The organism is Thauera sp. DNT-1, from assembly GCF_055393985.1.
In genome coordinates, this window is the sequence record NZ_AP043752.1 from 1957062 (window position 1) to 1977928 (window position 20867).

Consider the following 20867-nt stretch of genomic DNA (forward strand, 5'->3'; position numbering starts at 1 on the left):
GTCGCGATTGAAGCGGTCGAGATGGCGCGGCGCGAAATCCCGCCGCAAGCGCTCACCCGACCCCGTCCGGGGTCAGCGCTGCGCCGGCTCCGCGATGAAGATCTCCACGCGGCGGTTCATCGCACGACCGGAGGCCGTCGAGTTGTCGGCGACGGGCTGGCGCGAGCCGCGCCCATCGACCGCGATGCGCTGCGCGAACACGCCACGCTGCACCAGATAATCGCGGGTGGCGGCGGCGCGGTTGATCGATAGCGGATCGTTCACCGCATCCGAGCCGGTGCTGTCGGTATGGCCGATGATGGTCACCGTGGTCACCGGATGCTGGTTCAGCGTGCTGGCCAGACGGTCGAGCACCGGACGCATGTTGGGCTTGATCGCGTGGCGGCCCACGTCGAAGGAAACGTCCGCGGGAATGTCGACCTTAAGCTGGTTGTCGGTCGTCTGGCTGATGCCGATGCCGGTGCCCGCGGTCGCCTGCTCCATCTCGGCGCGCTGCTTCTGCATGTTCTGCGACCACAGGTAGCCGCCGCCCGCCCCGAGTGCAGCGCCGATCGCAGCACCGGTTGCGGCGCTCTTGCCCTTGTTGCCGCCCGCGGTGGCGGCACCGATGAGGCCGCCGGCCACGGCGCCGATGGCGGCTCCCATGCCCGTGTCGCGCTGGGTCTCGTTCATGTTCGCGCAGCCGGAAAGACCGCTCACGGCGAGCGCGACCGCGGAAAGGGTGACGATGATTTTTTTCATTGGATGGGCTCCGTTGCGTTGAGGGGGTGCCACTGGGGATGCAGAACGGCGTGAATTATCGATGTAACGCTCATCCACTCTAGCCCATCGGAGTGAAACAGAAAATGACGCGGCCGCCCGCCTTGCGGCGCAGGTCACGCACGCAGGGCATTGAAAAGCACGTATCCCGCCCAGGTCATCAGCACGGATCCAGCCACATGCACGACCAGGTGGGCACCCAGCCAGCCGATCGCGCCGCGCTGCAACAGGTGGAAGGACTCGGCGGAAAAGGTGGAAAAGGTCGTCAGCCCGCCGAGCAGGCCGGTGGTGAGCAGGAGCTTGAGCGCCGGCGACATCGTCGGCCAGGCCTGCACCGCCGCGAGCACTACGCCCATGAGGAAACCGCCCAGCAGGTTCGCCATCAGGGTGCCGAGCGGGACGAGCGCGAACACCGGGTTGAGCCACAGCCCCAATCCCCAGCGCAGCCACGCACCGCACGCCGCCCCCGCCCCAACCGCTGCGAATGCCGCCAGATTCATCGCCCGTGCTCCATCCCGCCTCCCTGCTGCCGCCCACCGGCCGCACGATTCTACCCCTCCGCGGGCATCGCGCCCCGAACGCCGCACCCCGTGACCGGCCCGCTCCGGCGAGCCCGCACGCCCGATCGGCTACAATCGGTCCATTGCGCCGCCCGCCTCGGGGTCCGGCCCCAGCTGCACACGAACCCCCACCATCCCGCCGAACTTTCCGACCCCTGCCTTCCCGATGAAACCCGAAAAGAAACCCGCCGCACCCGCCGCCGAAGCGCCCGTCGTCTCCAACTTCATCCGCAGCATCATCGACGAGGACAACCGCAACGGCAAATGGGGCGGCCGCGTCGAGACACGCTTCCCGCCCGAGCCCAACGGCTACCTGCACTACGGCCACGCCAAGTCGATCTGCCTGAACTTCGGCCTGGCCGAGTCCTACGGCGGCGTCTGCCACATGCGCTTCGACGACACCAACCCCGAGAAGGAAGAGCAGGAATATGTCGACGCCATCCTCGAGGCGGTGCAGTGGCTCGGCTTCGAGTGGGGCGAGCACCTGTACTTTGCGTCGGACTACTTCGACAAGATGTACGCCTGCGCCATCAGCCTGATCAAGGCCGGCAAGGCCTATGTCGATTCGCAGTCGGCCGAGGAGATGCGCGTCAACCGCGGCACCCTGACCGAGGCGGGCAAGAACAGCCCGTACCGCGAGCGCAGCGTCGACGAGAACCTCGAGCTCTTCGCGCGCATGCGCGCCGGCGAATTCGCCGAGGGCACGCACATCCTGCGCGCCAAGGTCGACATGGCGAGCCCCAACATCAACCTGCGCGACCCGGCGATCTACCGCATCCGCCACGCCACCCACCATCGCACCGGCGACGCTTGGCACCTGTACCCGATGTACACCTTCGCGCATCCGATCGAGGACGCGATCGAGAACATCACCCACTCGGTATGCACGCTCGAGTTCGAGGACCAGCGCCCGTTCTACGACTGGCTGCTCGACGCGCTCGCCACCGAAGGCCACTTCCCGCGCCCGCTGCCGCAGCAGATCGAGTTCGCCCGCCTCAACCTGACCTACGTGGTGCTGTCCAAGCGCAAGCTGATCCAGCTGGTGAACGAAGGCCATGTCGACGGCTGGGACGACCCGCGCCTGCCCACGCTGGTCGGCGCCCGCCGCCGCGGCTTCACCGCCGCCGGCTTCCGCCGCTTCGCCGAGCGCATCGGCGTGTCCAAGGCCGAGTCGTGGATCGACATGAGCGTGCTGGAAGAGTGCATGCGCGACGATCTCAACGAGGCCGCCCAGCGCCGCGTGGCGGTGCTCGACCCGCTGAAGCTCGTCCTTACCAACTACGCCGAAGGCGCCTCCGAGCTGTGCCAGGCACCCAACCACCCGCTCGAGCCCGAGCTCGGCAAGCGCGACATGCCCTTCTCGCGCGAGCTGTGGATCGAGCGCGAGGACTTCATGGAAGAGCCCGTCAAGGGCTTCCACCGCCTCTATCCGGGCAACATGGTGCGCCTGCGCTACGGCTTCGTCGTCAAGTGCACCGGCTGCGAGAAGGACGCCGACGGCAAGGTCACCGCGGTGCTCGCCGAGTACATGCCCGACTCGAAGTCCGGCACGCCGGGCGCCGACGACTACAAGGTCAAGGGCAACCTGCACTGGGTGTCGGTGGCGCACGGTTTTGAAACCGAGGTGCGCATCTACGACCGCCTCTTCGCCCACCCCCATCCCGGCCAGCGCCGCGAAGGCGACGCGCCCGACTTCGAGCGCGACTTCCTCGACGACATCAACCCCGACAGCAAGCGCGTCATCACCGCCTACCTGGAGCCGGCACTGAAGGACGCCCGGCCCGAAGACCGCTTCCAGTTCGAGCGCCACGGCTACTTCGTCGCCGACCGCGTGGACTCGAAGCCCGGCGCGCCGGTGTTCAACCGCACGGTGACGCTGAAGGATTCGTGGGCCAAGGGCGGGAAGTGAGATCGCATCCTTCGCGCGCGGCGACCAGACCTTGACCGCTCCGGCACTCCACTCATGAAGACCCTCCGCCGCCTCTTCGTTCTCGCACTCGTCGCGGCGCTGGTGGGCGCGGGGATCTGGTGGATGACCCGCCCGCAGCCGATCGAGGTGGCGGTGCACGAGGTGGCCCGCGGTACGGTCGAGGCCACGCTGACCAACACCCGCGCCGGCGAGGTCGAGGCCTGCCAGCGCGCGAAGATGGCGACGATCGCGGGCGGGCGGATCGAGTGGCTGGGCGTGGAGGAAGGCGACCGCGTCGAGGCCGGACAGGTGCTGATGCGGCTGTGGCATGGTGACCTCGACGCGCGCGCGGCGGTCGTGCGCGCCCAGCTCGCCACCGCCCGCCAGCGCGTGCAGGAGGCGTGCGCCGTGGCGGCCAACGCCGAGCGCGAGGCCGCGCGCCAGGCGCAGCTGGTGAAGCGCGGCTTCGTGTCCGCCAGCGCCGAGGAGAGGGCCCGCACCGAGGCGCGTGCCCGCCGCGCCGCCTGCGACACCGCGCAGGCCGACATCGCCACCGCCCAGGCCCAGCTCGTCGCGACCGAAACCGAGCGCCAGCGCCTGGTGTTGGTTGCGCCCTTCGCCGGCACCGTGGCCAAGATCAGCGGCGAGCTGGGCGAATACGCGACGCCCTCCCCGCCCGGCGTGCCGATGCCGCCGGCGATCGACCTGATCGACGACTCCTGCCTGTACGTGAAGGCGCCGATGGACGAAATCGACGCACCGAAGATCCGGCCCGGGCTGCCGGTACGCATCACGCTCGAGGCCATCCCCGGCAAGGTCTTCGAAGGCCGCGTGCGCCGTGTCGCGCCGTATATCACCGCGGTGGAGAAGCAGGCGCGCACGGTGGCGGTGGATGTGGATTTCGCGGACCCGGCCGAGGCGCACGGGATGCTGGTGGGCTACAGCACGGACGTGGAGATCGTGCTCGCGACACGTGCGGAGGTGCTGCGCGTCCCGACCGGGGCCTTGCGGGAGGGCGGCAAGGTGCTGGTGGTCGAGGGCGACACGCTGGTCGAACGCACGCTGCGGACGGGCGTGGCGAACTGGGAGTTCACCGAGGTGGTGTCGGGACTGGCTGCGGGGGAGAGGATTGTGACGTCGCTCGAGCGGGAGGGGGTGATGGCGGGGGCGAAGGTGGCGCTGCGGCCGGAAGAGGCGCGGTAGGCGCTGGATCGAAGTGGGCGCCCCGGCTCCCGGATCGCGACTTGCGTCGCTCCCACATCCCTCCCCGAGCGCCGCGGTGTCGCCGCGTGCACGCCAGTCGGCGCACGCATTCCCGGGCGTCGCAGCGTCGCCGCTTCCGGTCCAATCGGCGCCAGCCTCGCCAGGCGCCGCGTCTCGCCTGTGGGAGCGACGCAAGTCGCGATTGCCGCCGCCGAGCGGGCAAGGTCTTCTTTCATTGTCCGCTCGCCCGACACCCCATGCAGGGCGCTGAAAGGTGCCTCATGCCACCTCACGGAAGCCACACCGGCCTGAATTGAAGCTGCAACAGAACACCATGGCCCAGATCGAACTCGAGCACATCGACCGCATCTTCAAGCTCGGCGACAGCGAGGTGCACGCCCTGCGCGACATCACGCTGCGCATCGAGCCCGGCGAGTACGTCGCGGTCATGGGACCGTCGGGTTCCGGCAAATCGACGCTGCTCAACCTGCTCGGTCTGCTCGACCGCCCCGACGCCGGCCATTACCGGCTCGAAGGCCGCGACGTCACCACACTCTCGGCCGACGAGCAGGCCGCGGTGCGCAGCGCACGCATCGGCTTCGTGTTCCAGAGCTTCCACCTCGTCCCCCGCCTCAGCGCGGCCGAGAACATCGGCCTGCCGCTGGTGCTCGCCGGCATCCCCGTCGCCGAGCGCGCTGCTCGCATCGCGCAGGCCTTGCAGGACTTCGGCCTCGAGGGGCGCGCCCGGCACCGCCCCGACGAACTCTCCGGCGGCCAGCGCCAGCGCGTCGCGATCGCGCGTGCCACCATCATGCGGCCGGCGATGCTGCTCGCCGACGAGCCCACCGGCAACCTCGACCGCGCCACCGGCCACGAGGTCACCGCGCTGCTCGAGGCGCTCAACGCCGCCGGCACCACGCTGATCGTCGTCACCCACGACCCTTCGATGGGCGAGCGCGCACACCGCCGCATCCTGATGGAGGACGGCGCGATCCGTCAGGACCTGCGCACCGCCGCACCGCCCCCATGAGCCCCGCCGACACCCTGCGCTTCGCCACCCGCGCCGCCACCGCGTGGCCGCTGCGCGCCGCGTTGATGATGCTGGCGATGTCGATCGGCGTCGCCGCGGTGGTGGTACTCACCGCGCTCGGCGACGGCGCGCGGCGCTACGTGGTGAACGAGTTCTCCGCGCTCGGTGCCAGCCTGCTGATCGTGCTGCCCGGACGCACCGAGACCGGTGGCGTCAACGCGGGCAGCTTCGTCAGCAGCACGCCGCGCGAGCTCACCAACGCCGACGCCGCCGCGCTGTTGCGCTTGCCGCTGGTGCAGCGCGTGGCGCCGCTCGCGGTGGGCAACTCCGAGATCGCCGTCGGCGGCCGGCTGCGCGAGGTCACGGTCGTCGGCACCAGCGCCGACTTCCTCGAGCTGCGCGGTCTGAAGATCGGCCACGGCGGCTTCCTGCCGCGCGAGGACTTCAACCGCGCCTCGGCGGTGGCGGTGATCGGCGACGCACTGCGCAGCGAACTCTTCCCCGGACAGAGCGCGGTGGGCCGCATGATCCGTGTCGGCGACACCCGGCTGCGCGTGATCGGCGTGCTCACGCCATCCGGGCGCGGGCTGGGCATGACCACCGACGAGCTGGTGCTGGTGCCGGTGGCGACCGCGCAGGCGATGTTCGACACCAGCGGGCTGTTCCGCATCTTCGTCGAGGCGCGCGGGCGCGAGGCCTTGCCCGCGACGCAGCGCCAGATCGAGGAGCGCCTGCGCGCGCGCCGCGACGACGAGCTCGACTTCACCGTGATCACCCAGGACGCCGTTCTCGGCACCTTCGACCGCATCCTCGGGGCGCTCACCCTGGGCGTGGCCGGCATCGCCGCGATCAGCCTGGCAGTCGCGGGCATCCTGGTGATGAACGTGATGCTGGTCGCGGTCACCCAGCGCACCGCCGAAATCGGCCTGCTCAAGGCGCTCGGCGCGCGCGCCGGCACCATCCGCGCCGCCTTCCTCGCCGAGGCCGCGCTGCTCTCCGTCGCCGGCGCGCTCGCCGGCTTCGCGCTCGGCCACGCCGGCGCCTGGGGCGTGCGCCTGGCTTTCCCGCAGCTGCCGGCGTGGCCGCCCGACTGGGCGGTGATCGCCGCGCTCGCCACCGCGCTCGGCACCGGGGTGCTGTTCGGCGTGCTGCCCGCGCGCCGCGCCGCCCGGCTCGATCCGGTGCAGGCCTTGTCGAAGCGGTAGCGGCGATGCGCTGGCGCGACGCCCTCCACCTCGCCCTGCGTGCGATCACCGCGCATCGGCTGCGCAGCCTCCTGACCCTGCTCGGCATCGGCGTGGGCATCGCCGCGGTGATCCTGCTCACCTCGATCGGCGAGGGTCTGCACCGCTTCGTGCTCGCCGAGTTCGGCCAGTTCGGCACCAACGTGATCAACCTCCACCCGGGCCGCCAGGGCGCACGCGGCGGCCCGCCCGGCCTGCCGTCCACCGCGCGCGACCTCACCCTGGACGACGCGGACGCGCTCGCCCGCCTGCCCCATGTGCGCCACGTCACCGGTTCGGTGAGCGGCAACGCCGAGGTGCGCGCGCAAGGCCGGGTGCGGCGCAGCACCGTGCTCGGCGTGGGACCGCAGATGCAGGAGGTGTACTCGATGCGGGTACGCGTGGGGCAGTTCCTGCCGCCCGACGAGGCGGCGAGCGCGCGCGCCTTCGTGGTGCTGGGCCCCAAGCTCGCACGCGAGCTCTTCGGCAGCACCATCGCGCTCGGCGAGCACGTCGAGATCGGTGCCGAGCGCTTCCGCGTGGTCGGCGTCATGGAAGAGAAGGGGCAGTTCCTCGGTATCGATCTGGACGACGCCGCCTACATCCCGGTGGTGCGCGGCATGGCGCTGTACCAGCGCGACGGCCTCATGGAGATCGCGTTGACCTACGACCCCGAGGCCCCCGCCGCGCGCGTGGCGGAGGCGGTGAAGAAGCGGATGATCGCGCGCCACGGACGCGAGGACTTCACCGTGCTGACGCAGGAGGACATGCTGGCGACGCTGTCGAACATCCTCGATCTGCTCACCGCGGCGGTGGGTGCGCTCGGGGCGATCTCGCTGCTGGTGGGCGGAGTGGGCATCGTCACCATCATGAGCATCGCGGTCACCGAGCGCACCGGAGAGATCGGCCTGCTGGTGGCCCTGGGCGCACGTCGGCGCACCATCCTCGCGCTCTTCCTCGGCGAGGCGGTGGTGCTGGCGGGCATCGGCGGCCTGCTCGGCCTGCTCGTCGGCGCAGGCCTTGCCCAGCTGGTCGGGCTGCTGGTGCCGGCGATGCCGGTGGCCACGCCCTGGCGATACGCGCTCGCCGCCGAGGGGGTCGCCATCGTGGTCGGGCTCGCCGCCGGGGTCCTGCCCGCACGCAGGGCGGCACGGCTCGACGCGGTCGAGGCCTTGCGCGCGGAGTGAGCCATGCGGCGCGCGCGCCCGTTCCAGCGCCACCCTCGCACGCACGTCGTTCCTGCAAAACCACCGCGCTTCCGGGAGCGCCTGGAGCCAAGCGAGTCGCGAGTCGGACGCTGACGAAGCGCCGCCCCGCCCTCAGCCGACGAGCCTTTCCGCGCGGATCGCCTCGTATTCGTCCTGCCAGAACCATTTCGCCTCGCCGAAGGCGGGCGCGAGCTGGTCGAGCCAGGTGGCCTTTTCGTCGAACCGGGCGAAGAACGGGCGTTGCACCCAGTCGGGGTTGCGGCCCTGGATGAAGCGCAGCACGAAGACCTTCTCGCCGGCGATCTCGGTGACGCCCTGGATCTCGACCTTGCCGGGGCTGGCACTCATGCTCGGGCCGCGGGCGGTGCGGGCGAGGCCGGAGACCTGCTGGATGGCCTGCTGGTAGATCTCCCAGGCGCGCGCGAGCGGAACCTCGAAGTAATGGCGGGCGCCGGTGTCGCGCTCGACGAACATGTAATAGGGGACGAGGCCGAGGCGGACCTCGGTCTTCCACAAGCGCGCCCAGGCGGCGGGGTCGTCGTTGATGTGGGCGATGAGCGGACCTTGTGCGCGGATGACGGCACCGGTGGCGCGGATGCGGCGGATGGCGGCGTGGGCGGCGTCGGTCTCGAGCTCCTTCCAGTGGTTGTAGTGCGCCATCAGCGCGACGTGCTTGCCGGCTTCGACGAGCTGCCGGAGCAGGCGCATGAGATCGTCGGCATCCTCGGCGCCGAGGAAGCGGTGCGGCCAGAAGGTGAGCGCCTTGGAGCCGATGCGGATGGTCTGGATGTGGTCGAACTCGGGGCGCAGCAGGGGTTCGAGGTATTCGCGCAGGTGACGGGTCTTCATGACCATGGGGTCGCCACCGGTGACGAGCAGGTCGGTGACCTCGGTATGGGTGCGCAGGTAGTCGTGCAGCACGCGGGCTTCGGAGCTGGCGATGCGCAGCTCCTTGTCGCCGACGAATTGCGCCCAGCGGAAGCAGAAGCTGCAATAGGCGTGGCAGGTCTGGCCCTGGCTGGGGAAGAAGAGCACGGTCTCGCGATACTTGTGCTGCAGGCCGTCGATGCGCTTGCCGTGCTCGTCGAGCGGCATGTTCATCTGCATCTGGTCGGCGGGGTGCGGGTTGAGGGCGTGGCGGACCTCGGCGATGGCGGCCTCGAGCGCGTCCTTGTCCGCGTCGCCTTCGATGAGGCGGGCGATGCGCTCGTAGTGCTCGGACGCGAGCATGCCGCGCTGCGGGAAGGTGAGCTGGAAGATGGGGTCGCGGGGGACGTCGGCCCAGTCGATGAGCTCGTCGATGACGTATTGGTTGACGCGGAAGGGCAGCACGGCGGCCACGACCTTCATCTCGAAGCGCTGCTCGGGAGAAAGGCGCGCGAGCTGCGGGATGCGGTCGAGATCGCGGGCGGTGAAGACCTTGAAGGACATCGGGGCGAAGCGCTCGGCGGCGGGCGCGGCGCGCGCGTTCGACACTGCGGCGGCGATGGGGGCCGCTCGCGCGGTCGCGGCAGCGGCGGCTGTGCGCGGGGTCGGGGCCGCGAGAGCATGCACTTGTGCGCTCATGTTCGTCTCCTTGGTCTGGTTGTGCTGGGGGTCTGCCGGTGCCGCGGGTTGCGGCCGCGCACCGGTTGCGGTTCGGCAGCGCGTGCGGTGGCCGGGCAAACGGCGGCGCCCGAGGCAAGCATCGGCCGACGGCGGCCAGGCTCCCGGCATCCGTCGACACCCCGGAGTGGGGAATCGCTTGGGGATGTGATGGTATGTCACAAAGTTGTTTTGTGCAAATCTAATAAAGGCATACTCGGAGGAAGCTCTGCTGCCGGCCGCGGCGCCCGTGGCCGCGCCGGTTCTCGACCGCCGCGATCGCGACTTGCGTCGCTCCTACGACACCATCACAGTTGCATCGGGATCGGGATCGGCATCGGGATCGGCATCGGCATCGGCATCGGGATCGGCATCGGGATCGGCATCGGCATCGGCATCGGCATCGGTATCGGGCGATGCGTGGCGCGCTGCCCGGGCGACGATCCAAGGCGATGGCCTTGATTTGGTTCACGTAGGAGCGACGCAAGTCGCGATTCCGGCCTTCGGGCAGCGCGGCGTGGGCGGAAGCGCCGCATTCGCGACTTGCGTCGCGCCTGCCGGAGAGCCGCTGCGCGGATGGCTTGCGCTTGCCTTGCCCCCTCCGCACTCACTAAGCTGAAGAGGTTCCCCACGAATGGAGCGCACCATGGACTTCCGCAACGGCAGGGAGAGCGACAACGTCGAGGACCGCCGCGGACAAGGCGGGCGCGGCCTGCGCGGCGGGGGCAAGATCGGCATCGGGACGATCGTGCTCGCGCTGGTGGCGATGTACTTCGGGATCGATCCGAGCGTGGTCCTCGACACGGCCATGACCGACCCCGCGCCGGTCGAATCCACCCAGACCCGCCCCGCCGCCGAGAACGCGCAGGCGCGCTTCGCGTCGATGGTGCTGGCCGACACCGAGGACACCTGGCGGACGATCTTCCAGCAGGGGGGCGCGACCTACCGCGAGCCCAAGCTCGTGCTCTACACCGGCGCGACGCGCAGCGCCTGCGGGGTCGGGCAGGCGGAGATGGGGCCGTTCTACTGTCCGGCGGACGCCAAGGTGTATCTCGACCTGGCCTTCTTCGACGAGCTTCACCACCGCTTCGGCGCGCCCGGCGACTTTGCCCAGGCGTACGTGATCGCGCACGAGATCGGCCACCACGTGCAGAACCTGCTGGGCATCTCGGACAAGGTGCAGCAGGCGCGCACGCGGGTGTCGGAGCGCGAGGCGAACCAGCTCTCGGTGCGCCTGGAACTGCAGGCGGATTGCCTCGCGGGCATCTGGGCCCACCACGCCAACCGCAGCCGCAGCGTGCTCGAGGCCGGCGACATCGAGGAAGGCCTCGCCGCCGCCACCGCGGTGGGCGACGACCACATCCAGAAGCGCAGCCAGGGTTACGCGGTGCCGGACAGTTTCACCCACGGCAGTGCCGAGCAGCGCCGGCGGTGGTTCGCGATCGGATTGCAGCAGGGGCAGTTCAAGTCCTGCGACACGTTCAGCGCGCCGCGGTTGTAGTTACGCCGTCGCCGCAAAGGCACGGCGCCATCGCCCGGGAGCCCGTCCAGGGCGATGACGCCGATTGTTTTCGCGTAGGAGCGACGCAACACATCGCACCGACGTCACCCGGGAGCCCGTCCGCGGCGCGCGTTCCGGTCCCGCGGTGGCCGGACAAAAAAGAGGCCTGCTTGCGCAGGCCTCGTGCCGACAGGCACCCGGGCGTGGCCCGGGTCTCCCTCCCCATCGATCAAAACGGTTTTCGGGTGGCGATCACTCGAACTCGATGATGACCTCGTCCACCGACAGGCTGGCGCCGGGCTTGGCGACGATCTTCTTGACCTTGCCGTCCTGCTCGGCCTTGAGGACGTTTTCCATCTTCATGGCTTCGATGATGGCGAGCTTCTCGCCGGCCTTGACGTCCTGGCCCTCGGTCACCGCGATCTCGCGCAGCAGGCCGGGCATGGGCGAGAGCAGGAACTTGGAGAGGTCGGGCGGCAGCTTCGCGGGCATCAGCGACAGCAGGTGGGCCGCGCGCACGGTCATCACGACGGGTTCGACCTGCAGGCCGAAGTGCGAGATGCGGTAGCGCAGGCCGCGGCGTTCGATCTGCAGGCCGATCGGGGCGCCGTTGACGGTGCCCGCGAAGAGCAGCTCGCCGAACTTCCAGTCGGAGACGATGTTGTAGGTCCGGCCTTCGCAGGTGACGGCGAGGCCGCCTTCGATGGCGGCGGTGCGCATGGCGTACTGCTTGCCGCCCATGACGACGACCCATTCGCTGGCGACCTTGCGGCCGTGGCCGGCGAGCTGACCTTCGATCTGCACGGCGCGCTCGATGTAGCGCATGCGGGCGAAGGTGGCGACGGCGGCGAGCAGCGCGGGGTCGTCGTGCGGGACCATGGAGGCGTCGAAGCCCTTCGGATACTCCTCGGCGATGAAGCCGGTGTTGAAGTGGCCCGAGCAGAAGCGCGGATGCTGCAGCAGCGCGGCCTGGAAGGGGATGTTGGAGCTGATGCCGCGGATGACGAAGCCGTTGAGGGCGTCGCGCATGCGCTCGATCGCATCCTGGCGGTCCTTGCCGTGCACGATGAGCTTGGCGATCATCGAGTCGTAGAACATCGAGATCTCGCCGCCTTCATACACGCCGGTGTCGACGCGCACGCCGTTGCCTTCGGCCGGGGGCTGGAACTTGATGAGGCGGCCGGTGGAGGGCAGGAAGCCGCGGAAGGGGTCTTCGGCGTTGATGCGGCATTCCATCGCCCAGCCGTCGATCTTGACGTCGGCCTGGGCGAGCGGCAGCTTTTCGCCGTAGGCGACGCGGATCATCTGCTCGACGAGGTCCAGCCCGGTGATGAGCTCGGTGACCGGGTGCTCGACCTGCAGGCGGGTGTTCATCTCGAGGAAGTAGAACTCCTTGGTCGCGCCGCTGACCACGAACTCGACCGTACCGGCCGACTCGTAGTTCACCGCGCGCGCCAGGGCCACGGCCTGCTCGCCCATGGCCTTGCGCATCGCGGGGTCGACGAAGGGGCTGGGGGCTTCCTCGATGACCTTCTGGTGACGGCGCTGGATGGAGCAGTCGCGCTCGTTCAGGTAGACGTAGTTGCCATGCGAGTCGCCCAGCACCTGGATCTCGATGTGGCGCGGCTCGAGCACGTACTTCTCGATGAAGACGCGGTCGTCGCCGAAGGCGTTGCGCGCCTCGTTGACGCAGGAGGCGAAACCCTCGTGCGCCTCCTTGTCGTTGAAGGCGACGCGCAGGCCCTTGCCGCCGCCGCCGGCGGAGGCCTTGATCATGACCGGGTAGCCGATCTTCTTCGCGATCTCGACCGCCTCGTCGGGGCCGGAGATGGCGTCGTTGTAGCCGGGGATGGTGTTCACGCCGGCCGCGATGGCGAGCTTCTTGGACTCGATCTTGTCGCCCATCTTGGCGACCGAGTAGTGCTTCGGGCCGATGAACTTGATGCCTTCCTCTTCGAGGCGGCGCGAGAACTCGGCGTTCTCGGACAGGAAGCCGTAGCCCGGGTGGACCGCCTCGGCGCCGGTCTGCTTGCAGGCGGCGATGATCTTGTCCATGACCAGGTAGGACTCTTTCGAGGCCGCCGGGCCGATGCAGACGGCTTCGTCGGCGAGTTCGACGTGGAGCGCGTTCTTGTCCGCCTCGGAGTACACCGCGACGGTCTTGATGCCCATCTTGCGGGCGGTCTTGATGACGCGGCAGGTGATTTCACCGCGGTTTGCAATCAGGATTTTCTTGAACATTTGGTCGGTTCCTCGTGCGCGGGTCAGAGCGGGATGTTGCCGTGCTTGCGCCACGGGTTGTCGAGCTGCTTGTCGCGCAGCATGGCCAGCGAGCGGCAGATGCGCTTGCGGGTGTTGTGCGGCATGACCACGTCGTCGATGAAGCCGCGGCTGGCGGCGACGAAGGGGTTGGCGAAACGGGCCTTGTATTCGGCTTCGCGCTGGGCGAGCTTCTCGGGGTCGCCCTTCTCTTCGCGGAAGATGATCTCGACCGCGCCCTTGGCGCCCATCACCGCGATCTCGGCGCTCGGCCAGGCGAGGTTCACGTCGCCGCGCAGGTGCTTGGACGACATCACGTCGTAGGCGCCGCCGTAGGCCTTGCGGGTGATCAGGGTGACCTTGGGCACGGTGCACTCGGCGTAGGCGTAGAGCAGCTTGGCGCCGTGCTTGATGATGCCGCCGTATTCCTGCGCGGTGCCGGGCATGAAGCCGGGGACATCGACCAGGGTGACGACCGGGATATTGAAGGCGTCGCAGAAGCGCACGAAGCGGGCGGCCTTGATCGAGCTCTTGATGTCGAGGCAGCCGGCCAGCACGAGCGGCTGGTTGGCGACGATGCCCACCGGCGAGCCTTCCATGCGCGCCAGGCCGATGATGATGTTCTTGGCGTAGTCGGGCTGCAGCTCGAAGAAATCGCCGTCGTCGACCATCTTGAAGATCAGCTCCTTCATGTCGTAGGGCTGATTCGGGTTCTCCGGGACCAGGGTGTCGAGCGACAGGTCGATGCGGTCGGCGGAGTCGGCGCAGGGGATCGCGGGCGGCTTCTCGCGGTTGCTGGAGGGCAGGAAGCCGATCAGGCGACGCGTCATCATCAGCGCCTCGACGTCGTTCTCGAAGGCGAGGTCGGCGACGCCGGACTTGGTGTTGTGGGTGACGGCGCCGCCGAGCTCCTCGGCGGTGACTTCCTCGTGGGTCACGGTCTTCACGACCTCGGGACCGGTCACGAACATGTAGGACGAGTCCTTGACCATGAAGATGAAGTCCGTCATCGCCGGGCTGTACACCGCGCCGCCGGCGCAGGGGCCCATGATCAGCGAGATCTGCGGGATGACCCCGGAGGCCAGCACGTTGCGCTGGAACACGTCGGCGTAGCCGCCGAGCGAGTCCACGCCTTCCTGGATGCGCGCTCCGCCCGAGTCGTTGAGGCCGATGACCGGGGCGCCGACCTTCATGGCGTGGTCCATGACCTTGCAGATCTTCTCGGCGTGGGTCTCGGAGAGCGAGCCGCCGAAGACCGTGAAGTCCTGCGAGAACACGAAGACCAGGCGGCCGTTGACGGTGCCGTAGCCGGTGACCACGCCGTCACCGGGGATGTGCTCGGCATCCATGCCGAACTCGGTGCAGCGGTGCTCCTTGTACATGTCCCACTCTTCGAAGCTGTCGTCGTCGAGCAGCAGTTCGATGCGCTCGCGCGCGGTGAGCTTGCCCTTGCGATGCTGCGCGTCGATGCGCTTCTGGCCGCCACCGAGGCGGGCCAGTTCGCGCTTTTTCTCGAGCTGGCGAATGATGTCTTGCATGAGTGCGATCTCCTGTCAGATCTCGGTTTCGGCCGGCTGTCGCGGCAGTCGGCCCTGTTCGTTGGATTGGAGGTGGCCGAGCAGCCGGAAGGCCGCGGCCGCGGGCGTGGTGTCGCCCTCCTCGACCGCGCGTGCGAGGGCGGGAAGTTCCTCGCGCACGCGGGGATGGCTGCGGAAACGGCTGCGCAGCCCGGAATCGATCATCTCCCACATCCAGGCCAATGCCTGGTGGCGACGCTTGGCGGCGAACTCCCCGGAGGCGCCGAGCGCCTCGCGGTAGTCGCACACCGCCTTCCAGAAGTCGGCGATGCCCTGCTTCTGGAGCGCCGACAGGGTGAGCACCGGCACGGTCCAGTTGGGGCTGGCCGGGCGCAGCATGTGCAGCGCGGTCTTGATCTGCGCCTTGGCGCGCATGGCCGCACCGGCGTCGATGTCGGCCTTGTTGATGACGATCAGGTCGGCGATCTCCATGATCCCTTTCTTGATCGCCTGCAGGTCGTCACCGGCGTTGGGCAGTTGCAGCAGGCAGAAGATGTCGGTCATTCCGGCGACCGCGGTCTCGGACTGCCCGACGCCGACGGTCTCGACGATGATGACGTCGAAGCCCGAAGCTTCGCACACCAGCATGGTCTCGCGCGTCTTTTCGGCCACGCCGCCGAGGCTGCAGGCCGAGGGGCTGGGGCGGATGAAGGCCGCGGGGTTCTGTGACAGCAGCTCCATGCGCGTCTTGTCGCCGAGGATGGAGCCACCGGTGACCGACGAGGACGGATCGACCGCGAGCACCGCGACGCGCAGGCCCTGCTCGATGAGGTAGAGCCCGAGCGCCTCGATGAAGGTGCTCTTGCCCACGCCCGGCACACCCGAGATCCCCACCCGCATCGCCCCGCCGGTATGCGGCAGCAGCGCCTCGAGCACCTTCTGCGCGCGCGCCTGATGGTCCTCGCGCTGCGATTCGATCAGCGTGATGGCCTTGGCCAGCGGCCGCAGCTGGCGCGCCAGCACGCCAGCGACCAGCGACTGGTCGGCGGGATCGAGAGGGGTGGATATCGGAGCAGGCATGTCGGGTCTTATAGGGGGCGTCCGTTCTACGGTTTGCGGTTCGTGGTTCTTGTAGGAGCGACGCAAGTCGCGATTCCCGCCTCGACGATGCGCACGCCGCCCGCTGATCCGCTGCAATCGCGACTTGCGTCGCTCCTACGGGAAGCGTGAGGTCGGCGGCGCCTGCCCGGGCGCTGCGATCGCGACTTGCCTCGCTCCTACATCGACCTTACGTCGCCTTGCGTGCGGCGCGGATCTGCTTCAGCACCTCGCGTGCGGCCGCCGGGATCGGCGTGCCGGGGCCGAAGATCCCCTTGGCGCCGGCGGCGTACAGCGTGTCGTAGTCCTGCGCCGGGATCACGCCACCGACGAAAGTGATGATGTCGTCGGCGCCGAGGCGCTTCAACTCGTCGATGACGGCCGGGACCAGGGTCTTGTGGCCGGCGGCGAGGCTGGAGCAGCCGACCGCATGGACGTCGTTCTCGACCGCGTGGCGGGCCGCTTCTTCCGGGGTCTGGAAGAGCGGGCCGATGTCGATGTCGAAACCGAGGTCGGCGAAGGCCGAGGCCACCACCTTGGCGCCGCGGTCGTGGCCGTCCTGGCCGAGCTTGGCGATCATCACGCGCGGGCGGCGGCCTTCTTCGGCGATGAAGGCCTCGATGTCGGCCTTGAGGGTCTTCCAGTCTTCCTGTTCTTCCACGACGGCTCCATAGACGCCGGAAACGGCTTGCGGATTGGCACGGTAACGGCCGAAGACCTTCTCGAGCGCGTCGGAGATCTCGCCGACGGTGGCACGCAGGCGAATGGCCTTGACCGACAGGTCGAGCAGGTTGCCTTCGCCCGTCTCGGCGCACTTGGTGAGCGCAGCGAGCGCGGCCTGCACCGCGGCGGTGTCGCGGGTGGCGCGGATCTTGTCGAGGCGGGCGATCTGCGCCTCGCGCACCGCATGGTTGTCGATGTCGAGGATGTCGATCGGGTCTTCCTTGGCGAGCTTGTACTTGTTCACGCCGACGATCACGTCCTTGCCCGAGTCGATGCGCGCCTGCTTGTCGGCGGCGCACTCCTCGACCTTCATCTTGGCCCAGCCGGATTCGACCGCGCAGGTCATGCCGCCCATGGACTCGATCTCCTCGATCAGCGCCCAGGCCTTGTCGGCCATGTCCTGGGTGAGCTTCTCCATCATGTAGGAGCCGGCCCAGGGGTCGACCACGTTACAGATGTGGGTCTCTTCCTGGATGATGATCTGGGTGTTGCGCGCGATGCGGGCGGAGAACTCGGTAGGCAGGGCGATCGCCTCGTCGAGCGCGTTGGTGTGCAGCGACTGGGTGCCGCCGAACACCGCAGCCATGGCCTCGATCGTGGTGCGCACGACGTTGTTGTAGGGGTCCTGCTCGGTGAGCGACCAGCCGGAGGTCTGCGAGTGCGTGCGCAGCATCATCGACTTGGCGCTCTTGGGGTTGAACTGCTTCATGAGCCGCCACCACAGCAGGCGCGCGGCGCGCATCTTGGCGATCTCGAGGTAGAAGTTCATGCCCACCGCCCAGAAGAAGGACAGGCGGCCGGCGAAGGTGTCGACGTCCATGCCGGAGTTGATGCCGGTGCGCACGTACTCGACACCGTCGGCGAGCGTGAAGGCGAGCTCGATGGCCTGGTTGGCGCCCGCCTCCTGGATGTGGTAACCGGAAATCGAGATGCTGTTGAACTTCGGCATGTGCTGCGCGGTGTAGCCGAAGATGTCGGCGATGATCTTCATCGACGGGGTGGGCGGATAGATGTAGGTGTTCCGCACCATGAACTCTTTCAGGATGTCGTTCTGGATCGTGCCCGAGAGCTTGTCCTGGCTCACGCCCTGCTCCTCGGCGGCGACGATGTAGCCGGCGAGGATCGGCAGCACGGCACCGTTCATGGTCATCGACACCGACACCTTGTCGAGCGGGATCTGGTCGAACAGGATCTTCATGTCCTCGACCGAGTCGATCGCCACGCCGGCCTTGCCGACGTCGCCGGTCACGCGCGGATGGTCGGAGTCGTAGCCGCGGTGGGTCGCCAGGTCGAACGCGACCGACACGCCCTGGCCGCCGGCGGCGAGCGCCTTGCGGTAGAAGGCGTTGGACGCTTCGGCGGTGGAGAAGCCGGCGTACTGGCGGATGGTCCACGGCTTGACCGCGTACATGGTGGGCTGCGGGCCGCGCAGGAAGGGCTCGAAGCCGGGCAGCGTGTCGGCGTGCTGCAGGCCTTCGGTGTCGGCCTTGGTGTACAGCGGCTTGACCGAGAGGCCCTCGGGCGTGATCCAGTTCAGCTTGTCGAGGTCGCCCCCCGGCGCCTGCTTGGCGGCAGCCTTTTTCCAGGCCTCGATGTCGGGCTGGGGATAGACGGGATCGTTGGCTTTCGACATGGGAAACCTCGTGAGATCTGCGGCGGCCTGGGGTACAGGCGCGACCCGGATTGGTGATTTATCGGCAAGCCAAACCCCCCCGGGGCGGCGACGAAGCCGCCCGTGGCGATCCCACGAGCGGCCGTCGACGCTCCGGCAAGCGACGCGTCCCCTCTCTTCCGCCGGGTGGTCCCGGCGCCTCCCATGACGCATCGCGCTTCGGAAGTTGACTTGCACTGCAGGAAAAATAATACTTTATCCATAATTATGAATGCAATAGGCGGCAGCGGGCGAATGCGTTCCGACGGTCGGAAAGGGCGCGCAGCGAGCCGGGCCCGTCCGGCGAGAGAGGGCATGCACGCGCCACCACCACCCGTGATGGCCCTGCCCCGCGCCACCTTTTGAATCCGCTCCGAAGAAAGAATCCGCCCATGAACGCCACCCGCATCGCTCCGATCGCGCTCTACCAGGAAGTGGCCGAGCGCCTGCGCCAGCGGATCTTCTCGCACGAGCTGCCGCCCGGCACCTGGGTGGACGAACAGGCGCTGGCCGAGCACTACGGCATCTCGCGCACACCGCTGCGCGAGGCGCTGAAGGTACTGGCCTCCGAGGGCCTGGTGACGCTCAAGCCGCGGCGCGGCTGCTACGTGACCGAGATCTCGGAGCGCGATCTCGACGAGGTGTTCAGCGTGATGTCGATGCTCGAAGGCGAGTGCGCCCGGCTGTCGGCTGCGCGCGCGACCGAGGACGACCTCGCCCGCCTGCGCGCGATCCACGCCAACCTCGAGAAGGCCGCCGGCAAGCCCGACATCGACCGCTTCTTCGAGGCCAACCAGGCCTTCCACCTCGCCCTGCAGGAGATCGCCGACAATCGCTGGTTGCTCCACGTGATCGAGGACCTGCGCAAGGTGATCAAGCTGTCGCGCCACCACTCGCTGTTCTCGGAGGGCCGGCTGGAGCAGTCGCTCGCCGAGCACCGCGACATCCTCCAGGCCTTGCTCGACCGCGACGGCGCGCGCGCCGAGACCCTGATGCGCACCCACATCCTCAGCGGCCGCGCCGCCCTCGCCCGCATCGCCGAGGCGAAGACGCAGGCCGCGTGAGGCCTGGCCACATTGATTTCGTGTGGGAGCGACCCGGCCGACACGCCCGCAATCGCGACTCGCGTCGCTCCTACATCCCACCGAAGCCGCCGCCGGTTTTCGTGGGAGCGACGCAAGTCGCGATTGCGGCGATTCCGCACCCGACAGGCGCCGACGCGGACGACGGGCGTCGGAACCGGCTTGTTGTTACACGGCGCCGACCGGGGTCTCGCGGGTGACCAGCACTTGGTCGATGCGGTAGTTGTCGATGTCGACCACCTCGAACTTGTAGCCGAGGTAGGTCACGAAGTCGGTGCGCTTGGGGACCTTGCGCAGGCGGTACATCAGGAAACCGGCGACGGTCTCGTAGTTCTGGAAGCCCTCGAAGACCTCGATCTCGAGCGCCTGCATGACGTCCTCGATCGGCGTGGCGCCGTCGATGAGCCAGGAGTTGTCGTCTCGGCGCACGATGAGCTCTTCCTGGAAGGGGCTGACGAGATCGCCCATCACCGTGTTCATCACGTCCTGCAGCGACAGCAGGCCCACCACCAGCGCGTATTCGTTGAGGATGAGCGCGAAATCCTCCTTGGCGTCGCGGAAGCGCTCGAGCGCCTCGAAGAGCGTGAGCGTGTCGGGCAGCATCAGCACCTTGCGCACGATCGGCTGGGTGCGCAAGGACAGATCCTGGCCCTGCACGATGCGCGGCAGGATGTCCTTCGAGTCCACATAGCCGATCACGCTGTCGATGCCGTCCTCGCACACCGGAAACTTCCCGTGCGGGTGGGCGGCGATCTTGCGCCGGATGCTCTCCTCGGACTCCGACAGGGTGAGGAAGACGATGTTCTCGCGCGAGGTCATCGCCGAGGGCACGATGCGCGAGTCGAGCTCGAACACGTTGCTGATCAGGTGCTGCTCCTGGCGCAGCAGCGCGCCGGCCTGGGCACCGGCGTCGGCCATGGCCATGATGTCGTCGGCGGTGATGTCCTCGATGCGCACGCTCGGCAACTTGAACCAGCGGAAGATGAGGTTGGCCGCGCCGTTGAAGACCCACACCAGCGGCGCGAACAGCCACATGCACACCTGCATCGGCTGCACCACCGCCACCGCGATGCGTTCGGGCTGGACCATGGCCAGGCGCTTGGGCATGAGGTCGGCAAAAAGCACGAACAGCGAGGTGACGAAAACGAAGGAGACGACGAAGGCGATGGTGTCGAGCATCGGGCCGGCGTAGGCCCGGCGCAGCAGCTCGGTGACGTAGGGAGAAAGCGCCTGTTCGCCGACTACGCCGCCGAGAATGGCGACGGCGTTGAGGCCGATCTGCACCACGGTGAAGAAGTGGCCCGGACTGTCCTGCAGCGCAAGCACGCGCCGGGCGTTGAGATGCCCTGCCTCGGCCATGACGCGCAGCTTGATCTTGCGCGCAGCCGCGAGGGAGATCTCGGACATGGAAAAGAAGGCGCTCGCTGCGATCAGCAGCAGGATGACGAGCAGTTCGTTGACAGGCACGACGACTCCTTTGGGATGAAGGTCCCGCCGGAAGGCAAAACCAGAATCTAGTCTGCGAGTCTACCACCGCGGCCTGAAGGGCAATCGGTGCCC

The 20867-nt window shown here is 68.5% G+C and carries 15 protein-coding genes; 7 read left to right on the plus strand and 8 right to left on the minus strand.

Translation table 11 applies throughout. The features are described from left to right. Positions 1 to 72: 72 nt before the first annotated feature. Both ACZ5PP_RS09080 and crcB read right to left on the minus strand, forming a co-directional pair. Positions 73 to 741: a YiaD family glycine zipper/OmpA-like lipoprotein gene (locus ACZ5PP_RS09080; protein WP_464826980.1), complete on the minus strand. Its 669-nt coding sequence runs from the start codon at positions 739 to 741 to the stop codon at positions 73 to 75. A gap of 134 nt (positions 742 to 875) precedes the next feature. Beyond that, complete coding sequence (crcB, locus tag ACZ5PP_RS09085; RefSeq protein WP_012585966.1) at positions 876 to 1259, minus strand: fluoride efflux transporter CrcB; 384 nt, start codon at positions 1257 to 1259, stop codon at positions 876 to 878. Positions 1260 to 1485: 226 nt separating this feature from the next. On the opposite strand from crcB, the gene ACZ5PP_RS09090 reads away from it, so the two are divergent. The 5 genes from ACZ5PP_RS09090 to ACZ5PP_RS09110 all read left to right on the plus strand — a co-directional run bounded on the left by ACZ5PP_RS09090 (position 1486) and on the right by ACZ5PP_RS09110 (position 7871). Further along, on the plus strand, positions 1486 to 3228 hold the full coding sequence (locus ACZ5PP_RS09090; RefSeq protein ID WP_004325397.1) for a glutamine--tRNA ligase/YqeY domain fusion protein: 1743 nt from the start codon (positions 1486 to 1488) through the stop codon (positions 3226 to 3228). A gap of 54 nt (positions 3229 to 3282) precedes the next feature. Continuing rightward, entirely contained in the window at positions 3283 to 4431 is a 1149-nt protein-coding gene (locus ACZ5PP_RS09095) for an efflux RND transporter periplasmic adaptor subunit (RefSeq protein ID WP_043743181.1), read from the plus strand. A gap of 334 nt (positions 4432 to 4765) precedes the next feature. Continuing rightward, on the plus strand, positions 4766 to 5461 hold the full coding sequence (locus ACZ5PP_RS09100; RefSeq protein ID WP_012585969.1) for an ABC transporter ATP-binding protein: 696 nt from the start codon (positions 4766 to 4768) through the stop codon (positions 5459 to 5461). Next, the gene (locus ACZ5PP_RS09105; protein WP_138860499.1) at positions 5458 to 6666 is read left to right on the plus strand and encodes an ABC transporter permease; all 1209 of its coding nucleotides are present in this window, start codon (positions 5458 to 5460) and stop codon (positions 6664 to 6666) included. Before ACZ5PP_RS09100 ends, ACZ5PP_RS09105 begins: the two co-directional genes overlap by 4 nt. A gap of 5 nt (positions 6667 to 6671) precedes the next feature. Further along, positions 6672 to 7871: an ABC transporter permease gene (locus ACZ5PP_RS09110; protein WP_004327454.1), complete on the plus strand. Its 1200-nt coding sequence runs from the start codon at positions 6672 to 6674 to the stop codon at positions 7869 to 7871. 132 nt (positions 7872 to 8003) lie between these two features. Here the strand turns inward: ACZ5PP_RS09110 and ACZ5PP_RS09115 are convergent, their stop codons facing one another. Beyond that, positions 8004 to 9458: a KamA family radical SAM protein gene (locus ACZ5PP_RS09115; protein ID WP_273424141.1), complete on the minus strand. Its 1455-nt coding sequence runs from the start codon at positions 9456 to 9458 to the stop codon at positions 8004 to 8006. Between the two features lie 664 nt (positions 9459 to 10122). Between ACZ5PP_RS09115 and ypfJ the strand changes: the two genes are divergently transcribed. Continuing rightward, positions 10123 to 10977 (plus strand): KPN_02809 family neutral zinc metallopeptidase, encoded by an 855-nt coding sequence (gene ypfJ, locus ACZ5PP_RS09120; protein WP_464826981.1) that lies wholly within the window; start codon positions 10123 to 10125, stop codon positions 10975 to 10977. A 252-nt stretch (positions 10978 to 11229) separates the two neighbouring features. Here the strand turns inward: ypfJ and accC are convergent, their stop codons facing one another. The 4 genes from accC to scpA form a co-directional block, all read right to left on the minus strand. Continuing rightward, positions 11230 to 13218, minus strand: a complete 1989-nt coding sequence (gene accC / locus ACZ5PP_RS09125; protein WP_004314673.1) for an acetyl-CoA carboxylase biotin carboxylase subunit — start codon at positions 13216 to 13218, stop codon at positions 11230 to 11232. A gap of 23 nt (positions 13219 to 13241) precedes the next feature. After that, positions 13242 to 14774, minus strand: a complete 1533-nt coding sequence (locus ACZ5PP_RS09130) for an acyl-CoA carboxylase subunit beta (RefSeq protein ID WP_004314669.1) — start codon at positions 14772 to 14774, stop codon at positions 13242 to 13244. A 15-nt stretch (positions 14775 to 14789) separates the two neighbouring features. Continuing rightward, positions 14790 to 15833: a methylmalonyl Co-A mutase-associated GTPase MeaB gene (gene meaB / locus ACZ5PP_RS09135; protein ID WP_004314668.1), complete on the minus strand. Its 1044-nt coding sequence runs from the start codon at positions 15831 to 15833 to the stop codon at positions 14790 to 14792. A 208-nt stretch (positions 15834 to 16041) separates the two neighbouring features. Continuing rightward, positions 16042 to 18207 carry a methylmalonyl-CoA mutase gene (gene scpA, locus ACZ5PP_RS09140; RefSeq protein ID WP_464826982.1) on the minus strand — a complete coding sequence of 722 codons (2166 nt, stop codon included), beginning with the start codon at positions 18205 to 18207 and terminating at the stop codon, positions 16042 to 16044. Between the two features lie 410 nt (positions 18208 to 18617). On the opposite strand from scpA, the gene ACZ5PP_RS09145 reads away from it, so the two are divergent. Further along, positions 18618 to 19289 (plus strand): GntR family transcriptional regulator, encoded by a 672-nt coding sequence (locus tag ACZ5PP_RS09145; protein WP_004314663.1) that lies wholly within the window; start codon positions 18618 to 18620, stop codon positions 19287 to 19289. A 186-nt stretch (positions 19290 to 19475) separates the two neighbouring features. Here ACZ5PP_RS09145 and paeA read toward each other — a convergent pair whose 3' ends face one another. Continuing rightward, entirely contained in the window at positions 19476 to 20774 is a 1299-nt protein-coding gene (gene paeA / locus ACZ5PP_RS09150; RefSeq protein WP_012585973.1) for a polyamine export protein PaeA, read from the minus strand. Positions 20775 to 20867: the final 93 nt, after the last annotated feature.

Bases quoted from the DNA above. Each gene is read 5' to 3' on its own strand.
- accC (WP_004314673.1), bottom strand. From the start codon at position 13,218: ATGTTCAAGAAAATCCTGATTGCAAACCGCGGTGAAATCACCTGCCGC.
- ACZ5PP_RS09105 (WP_138860499.1), top strand. From the start codon at position 5,458: ATGAGCCCCGCCGACACCCTGCGCTTCGCCACCCGCGCCGCCACCGCG.
- crcB (WP_012585966.1), bottom strand. From the start codon at position 1,259: ATGAATCTGGCGGCATTCGCAGCGGTTGGGGCGGGGGCGGCGTGCGGT.
- ACZ5PP_RS09080 (WP_464826980.1), bottom strand. From the start codon at position 741: ATGAAAAAAATCATCGTCACCCTTTCCGCGGTCGCGCTCGCCGTGAGC.
- ACZ5PP_RS09090 (WP_004325397.1), top strand. From the start codon at position 1,486: ATGAAACCCGAAAAGAAACCCGCCGCACCCGCCGCCGAAGCGCCCGTC.
- ACZ5PP_RS09145 (WP_004314663.1), top strand. From the start codon at position 18,618: ATGAACGCCACCCGCATCGCTCCGATCGCGCTCTACCAGGAAGTGGCC.
- ACZ5PP_RS09100 (WP_012585969.1), top strand. From the start codon at position 4,766: ATGGCCCAGATCGAACTCGAGCACATCGACCGCATCTTCAAGCTCGGC.
- ACZ5PP_RS09095 (WP_043743181.1), top strand. From the start codon at position 3,283: ATGAAGACCCTCCGCCGCCTCTTCGTTCTCGCACTCGTCGCGGCGCTG.
- ACZ5PP_RS09115 (WP_273424141.1), bottom strand. From the start codon at position 9,458: ATGAGCGCACAAGTGCATGCTCTCGCGGCCCCGACCCCGCGCACAGCC.
- ACZ5PP_RS09130 (WP_004314669.1), bottom strand. From the start codon at position 14,774: ATGCAAGACATCATTCGCCAGCTCGAGAAAAAGCGCGAACTGGCCCGC.
- ypfJ (WP_464826981.1), top strand. From the start codon at position 10,123: ATGGACTTCCGCAACGGCAGGGAGAGCGACAACGTCGAGGACCGCCGC.
- meaB (WP_004314668.1), bottom strand. From the start codon at position 15,833: ATGCCTGCTCCGATATCCACCCCTCTCGATCCCGCCGACCAGTCGCTG.
- scpA (WP_464826982.1), bottom strand. From the start codon at position 18,207: ATGTCGAAAGCCAACGATCCCGTCTATCCCCAGCCCGACATCGAGGCC.
- ACZ5PP_RS09110 (WP_004327454.1), top strand. From the start codon at position 6,672: ATGCGCTGGCGCGACGCCCTCCACCTCGCCCTGCGTGCGATCACCGCG.